The 21181-nt window shown below is 70.7% G+C and carries 19 protein-coding genes; 5 read left to right on the forward strand and 14 right to left on the reverse strand.

The features are described 5' to 3' along the window. From A8G15_RS14045 to A8G15_RS14100, 12 genes are all read right to left on the reverse strand, one after another. Positions 1-741 (reverse strand): substrate-binding domain-containing protein (locus tag A8G15_RS14045; RefSeq protein ID WP_342671581.1); only part of this gene is annotated, 741 nt, incomplete at its 3' end. Positions 742-864: 123 nt separating this feature from the next. Further along, positions 865-3048, reverse strand: coding sequence for a malate synthase G (locus A8G15_RS14050; RefSeq protein ID WP_068160367.1), 2184 nt, complete (start codon positions 3046-3048; stop codon positions 865-867). Between the two features lie 74 nt (positions 3049-3122). Next, the gene (locus A8G15_RS14055) at positions 3123-4055 is read right to left on the reverse strand and encodes a 3-methyladenine DNA glycosylase (protein ID WP_068160370.1); all 933 of its coding nucleotides are present in this window, start codon (positions 4053-4055) and stop codon (positions 3123-3125) included. Further along, positions 4052-5140, reverse strand: a complete 1089-nt coding sequence (locus A8G15_RS14060) for a hemolysin family protein (RefSeq protein WP_068160373.1) — start codon at positions 5138-5140, stop codon at positions 4052-4054. Before A8G15_RS14060 ends, A8G15_RS14055 begins: the two co-directional genes overlap by 4 nt. Continuing rightward, on the reverse strand, positions 5137-6531 hold the full coding sequence (locus A8G15_RS14065; RefSeq protein WP_068160376.1) for a hemolysin family protein: 1395 nt from the start codon (positions 6529-6531) through the stop codon (positions 5137-5139). Before A8G15_RS14065 ends, A8G15_RS14060 begins: the two co-directional genes overlap by 4 nt. A gap of 214 nt (positions 6532-6745) precedes the next feature. Beyond that, complete coding sequence (locus A8G15_RS14070) at positions 6746-7645, reverse strand: DMT family transporter (RefSeq protein WP_068160379.1); 900 nt, start codon at positions 7643-7645, stop codon at positions 6746-6748. Positions 7646-7655: 10 nt separating this feature from the next. Beyond that, positions 7656-9116, reverse strand: a complete 1461-nt coding sequence (gndA, locus tag A8G15_RS14075; RefSeq protein WP_068160381.1) for an NADP-dependent phosphogluconate dehydrogenase — start codon at positions 9114-9116, stop codon at positions 7656-7658. A gap of 68 nt (positions 9117-9184) precedes the next feature. After that, complete coding sequence (locus tag A8G15_RS14080) at positions 9185-10138, reverse strand: M56 family metallopeptidase (protein WP_068160384.1); 954 nt, start codon at positions 10136-10138, stop codon at positions 9185-9187. A 13-nt stretch (positions 10139-10151) separates the two neighbouring features. Continuing rightward, positions 10152-10562 (reverse strand): BlaI/MecI/CopY family transcriptional regulator, encoded by a 411-nt coding sequence (locus A8G15_RS14085; protein ID WP_068160386.1) that lies wholly within the window; start codon positions 10560-10562, stop codon positions 10152-10154. A 36-nt stretch (positions 10563-10598) separates the two neighbouring features. Next, positions 10599-11552, reverse strand: coding sequence for an ABC transporter ATP-binding protein (locus A8G15_RS14090; RefSeq protein ID WP_245687846.1), 954 nt, complete (start codon positions 11550-11552; stop codon positions 10599-10601). 11 nt (positions 11553-11563) lie between these two features. After that, on the reverse strand, positions 11564-12661 hold the full coding sequence (locus A8G15_RS14095; protein WP_068160424.1) for a FecCD family ABC transporter permease: 1098 nt from the start codon (positions 12659-12661) through the stop codon (positions 11564-11566). 20 nt (positions 12662-12681) lie between these two features. Beyond that, positions 12682-14073, reverse strand: a complete 1392-nt coding sequence (locus A8G15_RS14100; protein ID WP_082899897.1) for a FecCD family ABC transporter permease — start codon at positions 14071-14073, stop codon at positions 12682-12684. Between the two features lie 225 nt (positions 14074-14298). Between A8G15_RS14100 and A8G15_RS14105 the strand changes: the two genes are divergently transcribed. From A8G15_RS14105 to A8G15_RS14120, 4 genes are all read left to right on the forward strand, one after another. After that, positions 14299-15003 carry a hypothetical protein gene (locus A8G15_RS14105; RefSeq protein WP_068160431.1) on the forward strand — a complete coding sequence of 235 codons (705 nt, stop codon included), beginning with the start codon at positions 14299-14301 and terminating at the stop codon, positions 15001-15003. A 222-nt stretch (positions 15004-15225) separates the two neighbouring features. Then, on the forward strand, positions 15226-15660 hold the full coding sequence (locus A8G15_RS14110; RefSeq protein ID WP_068160387.1) for a PaaI family thioesterase: 435 nt from the start codon (positions 15226-15228) through the stop codon (positions 15658-15660). Positions 15661-16064: 404 nt separating this feature from the next. After that, positions 16065-17156 carry a ribosome small subunit-dependent GTPase A gene (gene rsgA / locus A8G15_RS14115; RefSeq protein ID WP_068160390.1) on the forward strand — a complete coding sequence of 364 codons (1092 nt, stop codon included), beginning with the start codon at positions 16065-16067 and terminating at the stop codon, positions 17154-17156. Positions 17157-17238: 82 nt separating this feature from the next. Continuing rightward, positions 17239-17754 (forward strand): GNAT family N-acetyltransferase, encoded by a 516-nt coding sequence (locus A8G15_RS14120; RefSeq protein WP_082899898.1) that lies wholly within the window; start codon positions 17239-17241, stop codon positions 17752-17754. A gap of 124 nt (positions 17755-17878) precedes the next feature. On the opposite strand, the gene A8G15_RS14125 is transcribed toward A8G15_RS14120, so the two are convergent. Together A8G15_RS14125 and A8G15_RS14130 are read right to left on the reverse strand one after the other, a co-directional pair. After that, positions 17879-19258 carry an NAD(P)/FAD-dependent oxidoreductase gene (locus A8G15_RS14125; protein ID WP_068160393.1) on the reverse strand — a complete coding sequence of 460 codons (1380 nt, stop codon included), beginning with the start codon at positions 19256-19258 and terminating at the stop codon, positions 17879-17881. Positions 19259-19419: 161 nt separating this feature from the next. Beyond that, positions 19420-20451 carry a tyrosine-type recombinase/integrase gene (locus A8G15_RS14130; protein WP_068160395.1) on the reverse strand — a complete coding sequence of 344 codons (1032 nt, stop codon included), beginning with the start codon at positions 20449-20451 and terminating at the stop codon, positions 19420-19422. 120 nt (positions 20452-20571) lie between these two features. Between A8G15_RS14130 and A8G15_RS14135 the strand changes: the two genes are divergently transcribed. Continuing rightward, complete coding sequence (locus A8G15_RS14135) at positions 20572-21144, forward strand: TetR/AcrR family transcriptional regulator (protein ID WP_068160398.1); 573 nt, start codon at positions 20572-20574, stop codon at positions 21142-21144. The last annotated feature ends 37 nt before the right edge of the window (positions 21145-21181 follow it).

The raw sequence follows: 21181 nt of genomic DNA on the forward strand, positions 1-21181 counted from the left end.
GGCGCCGAGCGCGAGCGCGGTGACTGCGGCGACCGCGGGTTGGGAGTCGGCCTGCTCGAGTGTGAGGGGTCCGGTGCCGGCTCCGGTCGTTGCGGCGGCGACGGCTTCGAGTGCGGCGGTGGTTGCGTCGGTGTCGGGTCCGGTGGGGAGGGCGAGGCGCAGGGTGCCCCATCCGGGTAGTCCGAGGGTGTCCAGTGAGCCGGGCCGGGATTGCAGTGCGGGCAGGTCTGTCCAGTCGGTGGCGGCGGTGGTCAGTGCGTGTGCGAGTTCCGGGGGGACGGCGAGCACGAGGGGGGAGGTCGCGAGGGATTTGGGTTGGCCGGCGACAGCCTGTGCGGCGCGGGTGGTGGCGCGGGTGTCGGACGGGACCCACAGTGCGGGTGCGGGTCCGAGGTCGGGGTTCCAGGTGGTGTCTGCGGCGAGGGCTGCGGCGGCGGGGGCGCTGGTGGTGGCGGTGACGTGGGCGGTGAGGCAGTGGTCGCGGATGACGCGGGGGGTGTCGGCGGTCCACTGTGCGGCGAGGGTGGTCAGGGCGGGTGCGATGGCGGGGTCGGCGTTGATCTCGAGGACGGCGTCGCCTTCGACGCAGGTTTGGGCGGCTTGGATGCCCTGGTTGTCGATGTGGTCGCGGAGCCGGAACCAGCCGAGGGTGCCGAGGATGAGCAGTACGACGATGGCGACGGTGATGATCGGGCCCTTGCTGATGCCTCTGGCGCCACCGGCGCCGCGATGTCGACTCACGTGTTCGTCCGCCTTGTTCCTTCTGTGTCCGGTTTCTTCTCTTTCCGGCTCCCGCAGTGTACGGAAAACGGGGCGGGGCCCCGGTCCGGGTCGGACGGGGGCCCCGCGGTGGTGCTGCCGGGATCAGGCGTTGGCGGCCTTGTGCTCGCGGCGGGCGCGGTGCAGGATCGGCTCGGTGTAGCCGCTGGGCTGCTCGGCGCCTCGGAGGATCAGTTCCTTGGCTGCCTGGAAGGCGATGTTGCCGTCGAAGTTCGGTGCCATCGGCCGGTAGGCGGCGTCGCCGGCGTTCTGGCGGTCGACGACCGGGGCCATCCGTTCGAGGGCGGCGACGACGTCGGCTTCGGTGACGATGTCGTGGCGGATCCAGTTGGCGAGGAGTTGGCTGGAGATGCGCAGGGTGGCGCGGTCTTCCATGAGTGCGACGTCGTGGATGTCGGGCACCTTGGAGCAGCCGACGCCGGCGTCGATCCAGCGCACCACGTAGCCGAGGATGGACTGGCAGTTGTTGTCGAGTTCTTCGCGCTTCTCGGCGTCGGACCAGTCGGTGTTCTCGGCGAGCGGGATGGTGAGGATGTCGTCGACGGTGGCGCGGGTTTTGCCCTTCAGTTCGTCCTGGACGGCGAAGACGTCGACCTCGTGGTAGTGGGTGGCGTGCAGGGTGGCGCCGGTGGGTGAGGGCACCCAGGCGGTGTTGGCGCCGGCCTTGGGCTGGCCGATCTTCTGCACGAGCATGTCGTGCATGAGGTCGGTCATGGCCCACATGCCCTTGCCGATCTGGGCTTTGCCCTGGAGGCCTGCGGCGAGGCCGGTGTCGACGTTCCAGTCCTCGTAGGCGGCGATCCACTTCTGCTGCTTCATGGCGGCCTTGCGGACGACGGCGCCGGCTTCCATGGAGGTGTGGATCTCGTCGCCGGTGCGGTCGAGGAAGCCGGTGTTGATGAACGCGACGCGTTCGGATGCGGCCTGGATGGACGCGGCGAGGTTGACGGTGGTGCGGCGTTCCTCGTCCATGATGCCGACCTTGAGGGTGTTGCGGGGCAGGCCGAGGACGTCCTCGACGCGGCCGAACAGTTCGGTGGTGAACGCGGACTCGTCGGGGCCGTGCTGTTTGGGCTTGACGATGTAGATCGAGCCGGTGCGGCTGTTGCCGAGCGGGCCGTGGGCTTCGTCGGTGTGCAGGCCGTGGATGGCGCACAGGCTGGTGATCAGGGCGTCGAGGATGCCTTCGGGGACCTCGTTGCCGTCGTTGTCGAGGACGGCGGGGTTGGTCATGAGGTGCCCGACGTTGCGGACGAACAGCAGGGAGCGGCCGTGCAGTTCGAGGTCGCTGCCGTCGACGGCGGTGTAGGTGCGGTTGCCGTTGAGGGTGCGGGTGAGGGTCTTGTCGCCCTTGGTGAACGACTCGGACAGGTCGCCGCGGTTGAGGCCGAGCCAGTTGCGGTAGCCGACGACCTTGTCGTCGGCGTCGACGGCGGCGACGGAGTCCTCGAAGTCCATGATCGTGGTGACGGCCGATTCGAGGACGAGGTCCTTGATGCCGGCGGTGTCGGTGCTGCCGATCGGGGATTGCGGGTCGATCTGGATGTCGATGTGCAGGCCGTTGTTGCGCAGCAGGATCGAGGTGGGGGCGTCCGTGTCGCCGAGGTAGCCGACGAGCTTCTCGGGCTGGGCGAGGGTGGTGACGGTGCCGTCGGCGAGGGTGATCTTCAGGGCGCCGTCCTCGATGCGGTAGCCGGTGGTGCCGGTGTGGGAGCCGGTTGCCGGCGGGGCGGCCTTGTCGAGGAAGTCGCGGGCCCAGGCGATGACCTTGTCGCCGCGGACCTTGTTGTAGGCGGCGGTCTTCTCGGCGCCGCCTTCCTCGGAGATGGCGTCGGTGCCGTACAGCGCGTCGTACAGCGAGCCCCAGCGGGCGTTGGAGGCGTTGAGCGCGAACCGGGCGTTGAGGACCGGCACGACCAGCTGGGGGCCGGCGGTGGTGGCGATCTCGGAGTCGATGCCTGCGGTGGTCACCTCGAACGGGGCGGGCACCGGCACCAGGTAGCCGATCTCCTGCAGGAACGCCTTGTAGGCGGCGGCGTCGTGGGGTTGCCCGGCGCGGTCGCGGTGCCAGCTGTCGATCTTCGCCTGCAGGTCGTCGCGGACGGCGAGCAGTTCGCGGTTGCGGGGAGCGAGATCGTGGACGACCTTGTCGGCGCCGGCCCAGAACGTGTCCGCGTCCACCCCGGAGCCGGGGATGGCCTCGTTGTTGACGAAGTCGTAGAGCACCTTGGCGACCTGGAGTCCGCCGACCTGAACGCGTTCTGTCATTGCCTCACTCTTTCCGGTAGCTGTGCACCCGGTTCGGTCGAGCCGATGGGGCCGCACGAAAAACACCAATCATGTTACCCGCCGGTAGTTACGCTCGTGTCGGTGAGACACGCCGCGACGGCGGTGCATCGATTCAGCAGCTCCTGGCGCAGGGCCGCGGCGCGAGTGGTGAGCGCCGACTGCTCGCGGACGTACTGTGCGCGCCCGGCGGCAGTCTCGATCGTGATCGGCGAGTAGCCGTAGTCGCTCAGATCATACGGGCTGGCCCTCATGTCCAGTTCACGTGCCGCCCCCGCGTGCCGGAAGCATGCCAGAAGAAGGTCCGAGTCGACGAGCGGGGACAGCTTGTAGCACCACTTGTAGAGGTCCATCCCGGCGTGCAGGCAGCCGGGCTGCTCCCGGGCGATCTGGGTCTGCCTGGTGAGCGGCTCGATGTTGCGCGGGACCGCGTCGGGAGTGAAGAACCGGAACGCATCGTAATGGCTGCATCGCAACTGCAATGATTCCACCACGGCATCGGTGCCGTCGTGCCCGAGCCGCAACGGCACCGCGTTGTGGCGCACCCCGTCGTCGTCCGTGCGGTACACCATCGCCCACTCGTGCAGCCCGAAGCAGCCCAGCTGTGCCGGCCGGGCCGCGGTCGCCGCCAGCAGATCCCGCACGAACGTCACCGTGTCGAGGCGATCGAGTGCCGCGCGCCGGGACACCGTGACGCCGGCCTGCCCGTCCGCGACGACGGGTTCGTAGCCGGGATGGTCGCGGTAGTCGCGGGCCGCGGCCCCGAGCAGCACCACCCCGAAGCCGGGATGCCAGCGGCGCAGCTGGTTGGGCCGGTGGTTGTAGTAGGTGAACAGGAAGTCGTGGACCGGATGCGGCTGCCGCGCCGCGCGCCGGCGCAGGTGCCCGGCGAGCAGTTCGTCGACCGCGGCGCGGTGCCGGTCGCGGCGGGCCGTCCAGTCCGGTTCGGTCAGTACCGTCACCGCGCCGGGGTGGGTGTCCGTGCTCATGAGGCGCGGTGTCCCGGGGCGGGGTCGGCGATGCGGTGGGTGGCGTCGCGAACCGTCCCGACGAATTCCTCGACGAGGTCCTCGAGGGCGACGATGCCGATCACGGTGCCGTCGGGGCCGACGACGCCGCCCAGGTGGGAGCTGGTGCGGCGCAGCAGCGCGAGGGCGTCGTCGAGTCCGCTGGTGGGCGCGACCTGCGGTAGGGCCCGTACCTCGCCGGGGGGGATCACCGTGTCGGGTCCGGCGGTCTCGTCGCGGACCAGGTCGAGCACGTCCTTGATGTGCAGGTAGCCGGTGACCTTCCCGGCCGGATCGAGCGTCGGGTAGCGGGAGAAGCCGGTGTCGATGACGGCCTGTTCGACGGCGCCGAGGGTGGTGCCGCGGACGGTGACCGGGACGGTCCGTACCCGGTCGATGGGGATCATCACCTCGGTGACGGTGCGGCCGCTGGTTTCCAGGGCCTGGGTGAGGCGGCGGTGTTCCTCTTCGTCGAGCAGTCCTTCGGAGCGGGATTCGCCGATCATCTCGGACAGTTCGATCGCGGTGACGGTGACCTCGAGTTCGTCCTTCGGTTCCACCCGCATCAGCCGCAGCGTGAGGTTGGCGCACAGGTTGTAGAACGCGATGAGCGGCCGGGCCAGCCGCATGAACAGCAGGTGCACGGGGACGAGGAGCATCGCGGTGCGTTCCGGTCCGGCGATCGCGATGTTCTTGGGCACCATTTCGCCGAGCAGGATGTGCAGGATCACCACGAGCGCGAGCGCGATGGTGAACGCGATGGGGTGCAGCAGGGTTTCCGGCAGGCCCGCCGCGTGGAGGGGGTTCTCGATGAGGTGGGCGATGGCGGGTTCGCCGACGCGGCCGAGCAGGATCGAGCAGATGGTGATGCCGAGCTGGGATCCGGCGAGCATCAACGACAGGTGTTCTCCGGCGTCGATGACGGTCTGGGCGCGCTTCTTGCCCTGGGCGACCAGCGCTTCGAGCCGGTCGCGGCGGGCGGTGATGAGCGCGAATTCGGCGCCGACGAAGAACGCGTTGCCGGCGAGGAGCAGCACTGTGAGCAGGACACCGAGCCAGTCGTTCATCGCTCGTCTCCGTCCGTGCCGGGGGTCGTGTCGTCGGTGCCGGCGGTGTCGTTGTCCGTGGCGGTGTCCGGGGGTACGGGGGTGAGCAGGATCCGGTCGATGCGGTGGGCGTCCATCGCCAGCACCCGGGCGAGCCAGCGTTCGGTCTCGTCGCCGGGGCGCGCCGGGAGCAGCATCTCGTCGCCGGTCTCGGGGATGCGGCCGAGTTCGGTGAGGATCAAACCGCCGAGGGTTTCGTAGTCCCCCTCGGGTGCGTGGTAGCCGGTGAGGCCGGCGATCTCGTCGATGCGCAGCAACCCGGAGCAGGACCAGCCGTCGTCGAGGCGCTGTGCGTCCGGTCGGGGTTCGTCGTGTTCGTCCCGGACGTCGCCGAGGATTTCCTCGATGAGGTCTTCCATGGTGATGATGCCGGCGGTGCCGCCGTATTCGTCGACGACGAGGGCGACCTGCATGCCGTCGGCGCGGACCCGTTCCATCACCTCGTCGCCGTCGAGGGTGGACGGCACGACCGGTACCTGGCGGGCGAGGGTGCGCAGCGGGGTGTGGGCGCGGCGGGGGCCGGGGACGGTGAACGCGTGTTTGACGTGTACCACCCCGATGGTGGCGTCGAGGTCGCCGTCGATGACGGGGAACCGCGAATAGCCGGTGCGGTCGGACACGTCGATCAGGTCCAGGACGGTGTCGTTCTGGTCGAGACATTCGATGGTGACGCGTGGGGTCATGAGGTCCTCGGCGGTGCGGTCGCCGAACCGGAGGGAGCGGTCGACGAGCAGGGCGGTGCGTTCGTCGAGGGCGCCGCTCTCGGCGGAGGCCCGGACCAGGGAGCCCAGTTCCTGGGGGGACCGCGCCGAGCGCAGTTCCTCGGCGGGTTCGATGCCCAGTCGGCGCACGACCCAGTTCGCGGAGCCGTTCAGTCCGCGGATGGCCCACTTGAACACCAGCGAGAAGGCGACCTGCAGTCCGGCGGTCGCGCGGGCGGTGCCGAGCGGGTGGGCGATGGCCAGGTTCTTCGGGACCAGCTCACCGAAGATCATCGAGAACGAGGTGGCGATGATCAGGGCGAGGGCGAGGGAGATACCGGAGGCGGTGGATTCGCCGATCCCGAGGGCCTGCAGCAGCGGGTTCAGGAACCGGGCCAGGACCGGTTCGGCGAGATAACCGGTGATCAGGGTGGTGATGGTGATGCCCAGCTGCGCCCCGGACAGCTGGAACGACAGGGTGCGGTGGGCGTGCTGGACCTGCCGGGCGCGGCGGTCGCCGTCGCGGGCGTGGGCGTCGACGGTGCTGCGTTCGAGCGCGGTCAGGGAGAATTCGGCGGCCACGAACAGGGCCGTGCCTGCCGTCAGCGCGATGAAGCCGACCAGGGACAACAGTGACAGCAGCACGGACATCAGGGCCGCTCCTGCCGGGTTTGGGTTCCGCCGGGTCTGTCGCCCGGCTCGCTAGAGGAGCCCTCCGAACCGGCGGAATCGGAGTCCGCGTCGGCCATGGCGGCCGGGGATGGTGCCGTGCTGGTGATAGTGGGTGCCGTGGGCACCTGGTTCCTCTCGTCGGGCTCGGCGGCAACGGTGCCGCGCGCCGAGCGTGGTCGGATGGGGGACCATTCTACTGGGCGATGTCCGGATCGGTCGCGTCGTGCGTGGCCGCGGCGTCGTCGGTGGTGAGGTGGGCCTGATCGCGGGACAGCGCGACGGTGGTGGCGAGCATGACGACGACGGACGCGACGACCAGCGCGAGGGCGGGTCCGTCGACGCGGAGCCGTTCGCCGAGCACGGTCATGCCGAGGAACACCGCGGCGAGCGGTTCGCCGATGGTCAGGGCCGGTAGGGATGCGCCGAGTGCCCCGGCCTGGAAGGCGAGTTGCTGCAGGTATCCGCCGGTGAGGCCGGCCGCGATCAGTGCCCAGGTCTGCCAGGAGGCGGCCACGGTGCCGAGTCCGTGTTCGAACAGGTCGGTGACGTGTTTGGTGAAGACGACGGCGACGCCGAAGAGGATGCCGCCGGCGGAGCCGAGCAGCAGTGCCCGGGTGTGCGGTCCGACGGGGAACGCGGCGGCGGTGGCTGCGGCGGCGGCGACCAGCAGGACCGCGCCGAGCGGCAGGGCCCAGTGCCGGGCGGCGGCGTCGAGTTGTCCTTCGGTGGGATTACCGACGACGAGGAACGCGGCCAGGGACACGCACAGGGCGCCGGCGAGGAGCCAGGTGGCGCGGCCGATGCGGCGGCCGGAGACGATCGCGGACATCGGCAGGGCGAACAGCAGGGACGTCACGAGCAGCGGCTGGACGATCAGGATCGCGCCGAGCGCGAGGGCGGCGACCTGCAGCAGGTAGCCGCCGCCGTCGCCGATGATTCCGGCCCACCAGCGGGGGCTGCGCACGAGGCCGCCCAGCAGGGACCGGTCGCCGGGAACGGCGGCGGCGGAACGCTGCTGGGCGACGCTGGCGGCCGCGAACAGCACCGCGGCGGCGAGTGCGCACGCCGCTGATGCTGTCGCGGTGCCGGTCATGGCGGGCCGGTCAGGCCTCGACTTCGCTGCGGTCGCCGCTCCACAGGGTGTGGAACTTGCCGGGCCGGTCCGTGCGCTCGTAGGTGTGGGCGCCGAAGAAGTCGCGCTGGCCCTGGGTGAGGGCGGCGGGCAGGCGGTCGGCGCGCAGTCCGTCGTAGTAGGACAGCGACGACGCGAAGGCGGGGATCGGGATGCCGAGTTCGGTGGCGGTGACCACGACGCGCCGCCAGCTGTCGATGCCGACCTCGATGGCGTCGCGGAAGTACGGCGCGAGGATCAGGCTGGGCAGGGCCGGGTCGGCGTCGTAGGCCTCCTTGATGCGGTTGAGGAACTGGGCGCGGATGATGCAGCCGCCGCGCCAGATGGTGGCCAGGGCGGCGCGGTCGACGTTCCAGCCGTATTCGGCGCTGCCGGCGGCGATCTGGTCGAAGCCCTGGGCGTAGGCGACGATCTTGGAGGCGTACAGGGCGGCGCGGATGTCCTCGGTGAACCGGGCGGCGTCGGTGGGGGCGGTGCCGAGGGTGCCGGAGGCGAGTCCGCGGGCGGCGGCGCGCTGGTCGCGGGAGCCGGACAGGGCCCGGGCGAACACGGCTTCGGCGATGCCGGTGACGGGCACCCCGAGATCGAGGGCGGCCTTGACGGTCCAGCGTCCGGTGCCCTTCTGCTCGGCGGCGTCGACGATGACGTCGACGAGGGGTTTGCCGGTGGTGGCGTCGGTCTGGCGGAGCACGTCGGCGGTGATCTCGATCAGGTACGACTCGAGGGTGCCGGTGTTCCATTCGGAGAACACGTCGGCGATGGCGCCGGCGTCGAGGCCGAGCGCGTCGCGCAGCAGGTGGTAGGCCTCGCCGATGAGCTGCATGTCGGCGTATTCGATGCCGTTGTGCACCATCTTGACGAAGTGGCCGGCGCCGTCGGGGCCGATGTGGGTGCAGCACGGGGTGCCGTCGACCTGGGCGGCGACCTTCTCGAGCAGCGGGCCGAGCGCCTCGTACGATTCGGCGGGGCCGCCGGGCATGATCGAGGGGCCGTTGAGGGCGCCTTCCTCGCCGCCGGAGATGCCTGCGCCGACGAAGTGCAGGCCTCGGGCGCGCAGCTCGGCTTCGCGGCGGATGGTGTCGGTGTAGAGGGCGTTGCCGCCGTCGATGATGATGTCGCCGGGTTCCATGGCGTCGGCGAGTTCGCCGATGACCGCGTCGGTGGCGTCGCCGGCCTTGACCATGATCAGGACGCGTCGGGGCTTCTCCAGTGCTGCGACGAACTCGTCGACGGTTTCGGTGCGCACGAAGTCGCCGTCGCTGCCGTGCTCGGCGAGCAGGGCGTCGGTCTTGGCGATGCTGCGGTTGTGCAGGGCGACGGTGTAGCCGTTGCGGGCGAAGTTGCGGGCGATGTTCGATCCCATGACGGCCAGGCCGGTGACACCGATCTGTGCACGGGGCGTAGCGGGGGTGGCGGAGTCTTCGACGGTCATGGTTACAGCTTCCCCTCTCGCGCAGCGGCGTGGAGATCGGGGTCGCGCGTTTCCGGATGTGACGTGTGTCACCAGGCGCGGAGGAGGCGGTCCACTTCGACGAGCCAGGGCACGGCGACCGCGACGGTGGGGACCACGAGGATCGCGGCGGCCGCGATGTAGGCGACGGCGGCGGTGCGGGTGTCGGCGCCCGGTCCGGCGAGCCGCTGGACGCGCAGCAGCGTGGACGGGCCGCCGACGGCCATCGCCCCGGTGGGGGTGCGGGATTCGGCGCAGGTGACCAGGGCACGGGCCAGCGGGGCCGGGCCGGTGGCGCGGACCGCCGAGTCGTCGGCGAGCATCTCGATGAGCAGTTGCACCGAGCCGAGCGCCGAGCCGGAGCGCACCCATCGGGGGAACGCCTCGTACACCGCGGTGAACGCCTCGAGGACGAGGTCGTGCCGGGCCCGCAGGTGCGAGTGTTCGTGGCTGAGCACCGCGCGCAGTTCGGTGTCGTCGAGGTGGTCGAGGGTGCCTTCGCTGAGCACCACCCGGTGCCGCAGCCCGGGGAGGCAGTAGGCGATCGGGTCGGCGCTGTCGAGGATGCGCACGTGCGGGAGCTGCCGGATGGCGGCGCCGCTCTCGCGCCGGTCGAGCAGGTCGACGAGCATGCGGTGCCGGGATCGGCGGCGACGGGTGCGGACCGCCACGCGCAGGGTCGCGTAGATCAGGCGGGCCCCGATGAGCACGGTCGCGGTGAACACGGTCACGTAGGTCAGCCACAGCGGCAGGCCGAGGGCATCGATCTCGCGCAGCGGTTCGGCGGTGGGCCGTCCGTCGGGTCCGGGGACCAGGAGCAGGGCCGCGATGGCGAGACCGGAACTGAACGCGGACAGCACGGCGGCCAGCGCGACCGCCTGCCACAGCACCAGGGCGGCGCGGGGCGTGCGATACGGCCAGGTGGCCCGGCTCAGCAGGGCCGGGACCGGCCCTGCGAGAAGCAGCGCGAGGATGCCGAAGACCAGCGCGGTGGTCGCGTTCATGTCATCGAGTGTGTCAGCTCGTGGGTTCGGGGTGTTGCTCGGCCACGGCCGTGTCGGCTTCCTTCGCTTCGAGCGCGGCCAGTGCCTCGCGCAGCGCGGCGGCTTCGTCGGCGCCGACACGCCCGACGAAGTGCACGAGGGCGGCGGTGCGGCCCCGGCTGTCGGCCTGGTCGAGGGCGTCGACCATCAGGCCGGCGACGAGTTCTTCACGACCGTGCACCGGCAGGTAGCGGTGGGCGCGGTCGTCGCGCTGCTGGATGACCAGGTTCTTCTTCGCGAGCCGCTGGAGGACCGTCATGACGGTGGTGTATGCGAGGGATCGCCGGGTGGACAGGGCCTCGTGGACCTGCCGCACCGTCTGGGGTTCGGTGGAGGCCCAGAGGTGCTCCATCACTGCTCGCTCGAGTTCGCCGAGTGCTGCCATGGGACGATTCTACGGACTCTCCGACGCCCGCGCGTACTACCCCTGGTCGTAGGGTCTTTCGCCCTGGTCACCCGGCGTGTCGTCGGTACCGTCGGCGTGTCGGGCCGAGTCGTCGCCGGGGGCGGGATCGTCGCCGCCGACGGTGCCGTACACGTGCCGCGCGCCGATGGGCACGATGAGCGGGCGTCCGGACACCGGGTCGTCGATGACGGCGGCGTCGAGCCCGAACACCTCGCGCAGCAGCTCCACGGAGATCACGTCGGCGGGGGCGCCGGAGGCGACGATCCGACCGGATTTCATGACGACGAGGTGGTCGCTGTAGCGCACCGCGAGGTTCAGGTCGTGCAGCACCATCACCACGGTGCGGCCCATTTCGCTGTGCAGGCGGTCGACGAGGTCGAGGACCTCCACCGAGTGCGCGAGATCGAGGTAGGTGGTGGGTTCGTCGAGCAGCAGGATGTCGGTGCCTTGGGCGAGGGCCATCGAGATCCACGCGCGCTGGCGCTGCCCGCCGGACAGTTCGTCGACGGGCCGGTCGGCGAGGTCGGCGATCCCGGTGCGGGACAGGGCGACGGCGACCTCGTCCTCGTCGTCGGAGGACCACTGGCGCAGCCACGACTGGTGCGGGTGCCGGCCGCGGGAGACCAGGTCGGCGACGGTCAGGCCTTCGGGGGCGACGGGCGCCTGCGGCAGCATGCCCAGGACCCGGGCGACCTCCCGGGTGCGCATCGAGGTGATGGCGTGCCCGTCGAGCAGCACGGTCCCGGTGCGGGGGCGCAGCAACCGGCTCAGGGCGCGCAGCAGGGTGGACTTGCCGCAGCCGTTGGGTCCGATGACGGTGGTGACGACGCCGGTGGGGACGACCAGGTCGAGGTCGTCGACGATGAGGCGGTCGCCGTAGCCGAGGGACAGGTGTTCGGCGACCAGGCGCGGGGCGGTGGCCGCCGCCTCGCCGGTGCCGGGCCCGTCGGTGCCGGTCTTGTCGAACATCTTGATGCCGGTCATACCGAAACCTTCCGGTTGGAGCGCACGAGGAGGTAGAGCAGGAACGGGCCGCCGAGGGCGGAGGTGACCAGGCCGACGGGCAGTGCGACCGGCAGGATGGTGCGGGCGATGATGTCGGAGCCGGCGACGAGTACCGCGCCGGTGAGCGCGGACGCGATGATCGGGGGGCCGTCGGCGCGGACCAGCCGCAGGGCGAGCTGCGGGGCCGCCAGGGCGACGAAGCCGATGGGTCCGGCGGCGGCGGTGGCGATGCCGGCCAGGCCGCATGCGGCGGCGAGCAGCAGTCCCTGCTGGGTCTGGAGCCGGATGCCGAGGGAGCGGGCGGTGTCGTCACCCAGTCGCAACGCACCGACGGTGAAGCTCGCGATCAGGGTCCAGGTTCCGATGACGGTCAGCGCGATCGCGGCGGGCACCACCTGGCTCCAGGCGGCACCGTTGAGTGATCCGGTGAGCCACACCTGGGCGCGGGCGACGTCGTTGATGTCGGCGGAGACGAGCATCCAGTTGGTCAGGGCGACGAGCATGGCGTTGGCGCCGATGCCGATCAGCACCAGCCGGAATCCCTCGACGCCGTTGCGCCAGGCCAGCAGGTAGATGACGAACGCGGTGAGCAGCCCGCCGGCCAGCGCGGCCAGGGGCAGGCCCAGGCTGGCGAGGAGGCCGATGATCGAGCCGCCGCTGGTCACCACGATCAGGGCGACGGCGGCGGCGCTGGCCCCGGCGGTGATGCCGAGGATGTCGGGGCTGGCCAGCGGGTTGCGGGACAGCGACTGGGTGATGGCGCCGGCGACCGCGAGGGCCGCGCCGACGACGAGAGCACCGACGCTGCGGGGCAGGCGCAGCTCCAGCACGATGAACCGGTCGAGACGTTCGCCGCCGCCGGCCAGGACGTCGAGCACCTGCGGCACCGACAGCGGGTAGTCGCCGCGGCCGAGGCTCACGCACATCAGCAGGAACGCGGCGGCGGCGAGCAGGATGCATACCAGCACGTGCCGGCCGCGCCACACCAGGGACACGGGCCCGATCCGCAGGGCCGGGCGGGACGGGATCGCCGTGGAGATCTGCACCGGGCGGCGGGTGCGCTGCTCGGGCACGGGCAGGGTGGTCGAGTCGGTCACAGGGACACCAGCTTCCGTCGGCGGACCAGGGCGATGAAGAACGGTGCGCCGATCAGGGCGAGCACGATTCCGACCTGCAGTTCGCCGGGGCGGACCACGATGCGGCCGATGACGTCGGCGAGCAGCAGCAGGATGCCGCCCAGCAGGCCCGCGTAGGGGACGAGCCAGCGGTAGTCGGGGCCGGTGATCGCGCGGGCGATGTGCGGGACGATCAGGCCGATGAACGCGATCGGGCCGCATGCGGCGGTGGCGGCGCCGGTGAGCAGGGTGATCGCGACGATGCCGACGGTGCGGCTGACCGCGACGTTCGTGCCGAGCGAGCGGGCCACGTCCTCCCCGAGGCCCAGCACGTTGAGGCCGGGGGTGCCGGCCAGGGCGACGACCACGCCGGCGGCGAGGAAGGGCAGTACCTGCCAGAGCACGTCGGTGCCGCGCCCGGCGATCGATCCGACGACCCAGAAGCGGAAACCGTCGAGGGTGGTCTGGTCGAGCAGCACGACCGTGTTGGTCATGGCCTGGAGGAAGAACGCGACGGCGGCGCCGGCCAGCGCCAGGCTCAGCGGGCTGGCGTTGCCGTTGCCGATGGATGCGAATCCGAAGACGGTGACGGCGGCGATCAGGGCGCCGGCGAACGCGAACCACAGGTACTGGGAGGGGGTGGTCATCCCGAACAGGTAGATGGACAGGACGACGAGGAAGGCGGCGCCGGCGTTGATGCCGAGCAGGCCGGCGTCGGCGAGGGGATTGCGGGTGTGGCCCTGGATGAGGGCCCCGGCGATCCCGAGGGCGATCCCGACGACCAGGCCGAGGAGGGTGCGGGGGATGCGCAGGGTCTGCACGATCAGGTCGGTTTCGGAGCCGTCGTTGACGGTGAGGGCGTGGAAGACCTCGGCGAAGTTCATGGGGCGGGCGCCGATGGAGACGCTGGCGAGCAGTACGAGACCGAGTAGCACGATCAGCGCGGCCAGGCCGAGCAGGCGGCGGCGGCGCAGTCCGGCGACGGTGTTGTCCGGGGGGATGGGGATGAATCCGCCGGCGGCGGCGACCTTGTCGGTGACGACCTCGGTGCCGCGGCGCAGCAGGGCGCGGCGGGTGCCGACGGGGGCGCCGGTGCCGGCGTCGCGGGTGACCAGGCCGGTCCACTGCTTGCCGAGGCTGCTGCCGGTGTGTCCCTCGCGGCGTCCGTTGTTCCACAGCAGGAACCCGAGGGCGGCGGCCACCGCGGCGAATCCGAAGACGATGCGGTCGGTCTGTCCGCCGCCCTTCGCGTCGCCGAGGGTGTCGACGAGCAACGCGCCGATCACGAGGGGTACGGCGAACAACGTGGCGTCGAGCAGGGTCGCGGTCAGCCGCCGCGCGGGTGTCGCGGGTGGGCCGGGGTCGGGCATTACCGGTGAGCCGCCCGGGTGTCGGATCGTGGTCACGTGCGGGGGTGCTCCTCGGGATCGGTGCCTGCCGGTCGCGGACGAAAGCCCGCCGGAGACTTAGGTTACGGAATCCTATCTACTCCGTCGCGTGCCGAGTTGCGCAAGCACCCCTCGCATGCAATGGTTAGGCTAACCTAATCCCATCGAGGGATTGCGTGCCGATCAGGAGGTGTGTGGGTGTCGACAATGCTGCTGACCCGTCCCGAGGTCACGCCGATCTGTCTGTTCGAGGAGACCGCGTTCGAAGCCACGCGCACCCGATTGCGGGCGGTCGCGCCCGACGCCCCGCGCGTGTACGCCGTCGCCCGCGTCGACGAGGAACCCCGGCGCCGCTGGTGGCGCCTGGCCGGCGAGGATCGGGACCGGCGCGTCGAACTGCTCTACCGCCGCGTGCTCGAGGACGTCGAGGATCCGCGCATCGCCGTCGAGCAGGTGGCCGGCGCGTTGATCCACGTGATCGTCGGCCGGGTCCTGGCGCCGCTCGTCGTGGAGGGCCGCGCGTGGGATCCCGGCCTGGAGAACCTGTGGGTGCACCAGGACAGCGACGGCGGCATCGACTGGGCCGGCGTCGCCGACGACACGCTGCGGGTCCTGCCCGGCGATCCCGCCGAGGGCGCCCGCGGGGTGGTGGTACTGCCGTGCGAACGGGCGCTGACGGTATGGACCGCCCACCGCGCCGTCACGGCGCTGTCCGCCGTGCACCGCACGCTGCAGGGATGCGCCCCGATCGACGGCGTGCGCTTCTGGTCGCTGGTCGGCCGTGCGGTCGTGGCCGGCTCCGCGCAGCTGCCGTTGCTCGCCTGCTCGTCCCGGCGGGTGTCCGCGCGCCGCGGTCAGCAGCTGCTCGACGCGTTCGTCGTCGCCGGTTTTCCCGTCCGAGGCCTTGCCTGATTAGGGCAGCCTTCCCTACAATCATGATCGTCACCTACTGTCGGACCGCGCCGGAGTCCTGAGGGCTGCAGTGACTCCCGGTCCTTCCCACGGCGGGCCCCGCAGAATCTGCGGGGCCCGCCGGATCCTTTCCCGGGCGGCGCCCGCGCGCCCCGAAGTCGTCGACCGGAGGCCGGCACCTACCATCCGACGAAGACAGAACGAGACGACGACGGAGACCTCATGACCGACCAGCTCACCCCCGATCCCGCCGCCACCACCGACGCGAACAACGTCGGATTCGGCACCGTGCTCGGACTCGAATTCGTCGAAACCGGCCCGGAGCGGGTGGTCGCGCAATGGACGGTGACGCCGAATCATCACCAGCCGTACGGCATCGTGCACGGCGGGGTGTACTGCGCGGTCATCGAGTCGGTGGCGAGCATCGCGGGGGCGCTGTGGTTCGGCGACCGCGGTCACGTCGTCGGCGTCAACAACAACACCGACTTCATCCGCGCCACCCGCGAGGGGGTGCTCACCGCCACCGCCACCCCCGTCCAGCGCGGCCGCACCCAGCAGTTGTGGCAGGTCGCGATCGTCGACGAGAAGGACCGCACGGTCGCGCACGGGCAGGTGCGCCTGGCCAACATCGCCGACGCCGACCGGATCGGCCACTAGGACCGCGTCCGACGATCACCGGAGCGGCGGCACACCGCTCCGGTGATCCGGTGCGCGCATGCGAGGCGGGGACGCGGTCGACGGCATCGGCGCGCCACGGTCGTCGCGCCGTCCACCACCGCTGCACGGGCGATCCGAGGATGTTCACGATCTGATTGCGAGGATCGTTGGCCGCGTGCTAGTTTGGGTCGTCTGTGTTGACCTGGAGTGCGAGAGAACGGGAGGTGAGTTGATGTCTGCGGTGAAGACCGCTGCCGTGCGCAGCGCCCGGACCATCCTCACGTCCCGGGCCCCGGTCTAGACCCGATACCCGTTACCCGGCAGTCACCACGGGCTGCGCTCGTGGGTGATGCCGCTGGTGGTCTTGGTGTTCGGACGGGGCTCCTTCCTTCAAGGGTCTCATCATGCATTCACCTCACCATTCTTCTTCTCCGTCGTCTTCGCGAGAGCTGTCCGCGCTCGGCTGGGACGAGACGTTCGCGGCGATGTTCGCCGAACACGCCGCCGCCGGGCTGATACCGGCCCGTATCGTGCGGGTCGACCGCGGCCGCTGTGACACCCTCACCGCCTCCGGACCGGTGCGCGCCGACAGCAGTGCGCTCAGCGGCGCGGACCGTGATCACATGGTGTGCACCGGCGACTGGGTCGCGCTACGCCCGGGACCGCAACCACTGCTGGTGGCGTTGCTGCCCCGCCGAACCGCGATTGCTCGCGCGTCCTCGGACCGCACCTCCCATCAGCAAGTGCTCGCGGCCAACGTCGACACCGTCGTCATCGTGGTCTCGCTGGCGGCACCGGTCAACGCGGGCCGCATCGAGCGGTTGCTGGCACTGGCGTTCGACAGCGGCGCCCGGCCGGTCATCGTGTTGACCAAGGCCGATCTGGCCGAGCATCCCGGATCGGACGAGGCTGTGGTGGCCGCGCTGGCTCCCGGCGTCGACATCCTCACCACCAGCGCCGCGACCGGTGCGGGCCTCGAGCAGCTGGCCGCAACCGTGACCGGGACCGCGGTGCTGCTGGGCCCGTCCGGGGCCGGCAAGTCGAGTCTGACCAACGCGTTGCTCGGCCGCGAACACATGGGCACCAACGAGGTTCGCGCCGCCGACGGCAAGGGCCGTCACACCACCGTGCATCGCGAGTTGTTGCCGTTGCCGACTGGTGGGGTGCTCATCGACACTCCGGGCCTGCGGGGCATCGGCGTTCAGGACGTCGCCGACGGGGTCGGGCAGGTGTTCGCCGAGATCGAGGCGTATGCCCGCAACTGCGCCTTCGGTGACTGCGAACACCGCAGCGAACCCGGGTGCGCGGTGCAGGACGCGATCGTGACCGGCGAGCTGGACCTGGGGCGGCTCGAGCGGTACCGCAAACTGATGCGGGAAAGCGAGTGGGCGGCCACCCGCGGTGACGCCCGCCGGAGCGGCAAACGCAGCAAGACCGTCAAGGCGATCACGCGGGATCTGCGCGCGACCTACCGATTCCGCGACCGCCAGCGCTGACTCCGGCGGCCCCGCCCGAAGCCGGACGGAGGCACCGGATGTCCTGTCTCGCAACATCATTCATCGCAGAAGGAAAACTATTGTGACTTCTCGTACCGACTGGACCACTCGCGCCGAGACCGGCGCCGATATCGCCGCGATCCGCGAGATCAACCTCGCCGCGTTCGACACCGCCGAGGAGGCCGACCTCGTCGACGCGCTGCGTCGCGACCCCGCCTGGATCGACGGACTGTCGCTGGTCACTCTCGACGACACCGGCGCCCTCGTCGGCTATGTCCTGCTGACCCGCGCGCACATCGGAGATACCCCGGCCCTGTGCCTGGGACCGTGCGCGGTCCTGCCGCAGTACCAGAGCACCGGCGTCGGATCGGCCGCGATCCGCGCGGCTCTCGAGGCCGCCAGAGCGAAGGGTGAGCATTTCGTCACCGTCCTCGGGCACCCGGGGTACTACCCGCGTTTCGGGTTCACCCGCGCCAGCACCCACGGCGTCACCATGAAGATGTCCGTCCCCGACGACGCGCTGATGGTGCTGAGCCTGGACACCGAACCCCTGCCCAGTGGCGTCATCCGCTACGCGGCAGCCTTCGGCGACATCTGACCACTCCCGTCCGGCCGGCAACCCGGTGACCCCGGGGCTCGTCTACGCACCCGCAGGCGGGCCCCGGCGGTGTGTCGCGACAGGACCACACCGAGGTGAGCTCCGACATCGACCGCGCTCGCGATCAACCGGCTTCGCGGGCGGCGCCGGTCCCGCCGTCCGCCGCCTCGGTGTGCTCGCGGAGCCGGTCGATCGCGATCCGCGCGAACACCTGCTGCTCGGTCGCGGCCATCTCGTTGCGTCCCGTGGAGAAGAACGCCTGCGCCCACGACAGCAGCGTCGACAGTTTCGACGAGAACCCCACCAGATACAGCAGGTGGACGAACAGCCACGCGATCCAGCCGATGAACCCACTGATCTCGAGCTTGCCGACCTTCGCGACGGCACTGAACCGCGAAATCGTCGCCATGCTGCCCTTGTCGAAGTACTTGAACGGTTTGCGTTGCGCCGGATCCTGCCCGTCCAGGCCCGCGACGATCTGCTGCGCCGCATACTTGCCGCCCTGCATCGCGACCTGCGCGAGACCGGGCAGTTTGTCCAGCGACATCATGTCGCCGATCACGAACACGTTCGGATGTCCCGGCAACGACAGGTCGGGCTGCACCTCGACCCGGCCGGCCCGGTCGATGCCGGCACCGGACTGGTCGGCGAGCTGTTTGCCGAGCGGGCTCGCCGCGACCCCGGCCGACCACACCTTGCACTGCGACTCGATCCGACGCTCCGTGCCGTCCTTGTCCTTGACGGTCAGGCCCTCCGCGTCGACGCCGGTGACCATCGCACCGAGCTGGATCTCCACACCGAGACGTTCGAGGGTGCCGCGCGCCTTGCGGCTGAGTTTGCCGCCGTACACCGGCAGCACGTCGGGGGCGCCGTCGAGCAGCACCACCCGCGCCTCGGTCGGATCGATGTGCCGGAACGCGCCCTTGAGGGTGCGCCGCGACAGTTCCGCGATCTGCCCGGCCAGCTCCACCCCGGTCGGGCCGGCGCCGACGACCACGAAGGTCAGCAGCCGCGCGCGCTCGTCGTGATCGTCGGACAACTCGGCCTGCTCGAACGCCCCCAGGATGCGTCCGCGCAGTTCGAGGGCGTCGTCGATCGTCTTCATGCCGGGGGCGTACTCGGCGAAATGGTCGTTGCCGAAATAGGACTGGCCGGCGCCGGCGGCGACAATGAGGCTGTCGAACTCGGTGATGGTGATCCGGTCCAGGAAGCGGGAGCTCACCGTCTGCGCGTCGATGTCGATCGCCTCGACGTCTCCGAGCAGCACCTGCGCGTTCTTCTGCTTGCGCAGCACCATGCGGGTGGCGGGGGCGATGTCACCGACGGACAGGATGCCGGTGGCGACCTGATAGAGCAGCGGCTGGAACAGATGGTGGCTGGTGCGGGCGATCAGCACGACGTCGACGTCCGCGCGTTTGAGGGCCTGGGTGGCGAACAGGCCACCGAATCCGGATCCGATCACGACGACCCGATGACGATGTGACCCGACTGGCTGGACGCTCATCTGATGCTCCCTCGATGTCTGTCAGTGACCGCGCCTGCGGTGTCGGCGCGATCCCCGCCGCTCTCGGCGAACAGCCCCAGTCTCGCAGCATTCGCCGGTTGCGGCGCGGCGATCGATCGGGCGCGTGCCGCTGCGGTGGGAGCGGCGGGCCGCGCGCGGGGTCATTCGGATTCGCGCAGCAGCCCGTACACCGGGTTGTGGCGGGCGGCGTGCCGCACCGCGTCGTTGGTGGCCGAGGTGTAGATCTGCACCGTCTGCAGCGACCGGTGGCCGAGCAGTTGCTGCAGCTCGACCATCGTGGCGCCGCTGTCGGCGAGGCTGGTCGCGAAGGTGTGCCGCAGCGCGTGTGCGAGCGCGCCGCGTTTGCGTTCGGATTCGATGCCGGCCATCCGGTACATGCGCCGCACCCGGTACTGCAGGGTGCCGCGGGTGATGCGCCGGCCGTCGCTGCCGACGAACAGCGGATCCTCCGGGGGGAAGCGTTCCCAGATCGCCAGGTCGGCGCGGTCGGCGCGGGCGGTGCGCCGCGTCGACGGGAAGCGGGTGTACCGCTGGTCGAGGTAGGCCGAGACGATCGCCGTCCAGCTGGCCTCGAGGGGGATCTCGCGTTCGGTGGCGCCCTTGCCGAGCACCCGCAGCACCGGGGCCTCGAGGCCACCGAGAATGCTCGACAGGTCGAGCCGGATCAGTTCGTCGGAGCGGATGCCGGTGAGCAGCAGCGTCGCGATGAGCGCCAGGTCGCGGCCCGGCCAGTCCCGCGGCCCGGCCTCGGGGCGTTGCGCCTGCACGGTGAGCGTGTCGACGAGTTGCCCGATCGCGGCCGGTTTGAACGCCTTGGGGGTGTGCTGCGGGCGTTTGGGCTGGGCGATCGACGCCATCGGGTTGCCCTCCGAGATGCCTTCGGAGACCAGGAAATTGCAGAAGTTGTTCCACACCGACCAGGCCCGGCGCACCGAGGCGGGTTGCCGTTCGCGGGCGAACGCCGCGAACGCCGAGCGCAGCGACCGGATCGTCACGTCGTGCACGGTCAGGGCGTCGGGTTCGGTGCGCTGCGCGGCCGCCAGCTGCTCGCACACCGCCCGCAGATCCAGCCGGTAGGCCTTGACGGTGTGGGCGGACCGTTTCGCCGTCTGCAGGGTTTCGAGGTACGCCGAGGTCCATCCCAGCAGGCCCGGTTCGTCCCCGTTCGCCATCGTGCACCCTTTCCGCCCGCCTCGTGTCGTACATGTGTGCGAGAACAGTGTGGCATTCCGGTCCGACAGCGCCGGGTCCTGCCGTGCGGGGCATCCGCGCCGGTGGGGGACAATCGGCGGATGCGGTCGCGAACGAAGATCCTGGAGGCCACGCTCGGCCTCATCGCCGACGTCGGCTTCGAGGGCGTCACGATCGCCGGGGCGGCGCAGGCCGCGGGGGTGTCCCGGCAGACGGTGTATTCGATCTTCGGGACCCGGGAGGAACTGGTCTCCCAGGCGATCAGCGGGCAGGTGCTCGCGGCGTACGCGGAGATGACCGCCCGGCTCGAGCGGATCGAGGATCCGGGGGAGTACGTCGTGGAAACCATCGTCCTCGGGCGCACGGTGGTGCGGGAGCATCCGGTGCTGGCGGTGCTGTTGCGCGGCGGCGGTGAGAACCCGGTGTTCGACTCGGGCATGGTCGACCGGGCCAAGCCGATCGGCCGCCAGTTGCTGGCGCCGCTGGTGCGCCGCCATCCGGGGCTGGAACCGCACGTCGACGACATCGTGGTGATGTCGCTGCTCACGGGGCTGTCGGTGCTGTTGTTCGCGGGCGACACGATGGGGTCGGACGAGGAATTGCGCACGTTTCTGCGGCGGTGGCTGGTGCCGGGGATGCCGTCCGTCGGGCAACCCACGCCGCGTGATTCTTGACACTTTGGGCTTCGACTGTCTAGTTTGACATCCGCCC

Source organism: Rhodococcus phenolicus (genome assembly GCF_001646785.1).
GTDB classification, from domain to species: Bacteria; Actinomycetota; Actinomycetes; order Mycobacteriales; family Mycobacteriaceae; genus Rhodococcus; species Rhodococcus phenolicus.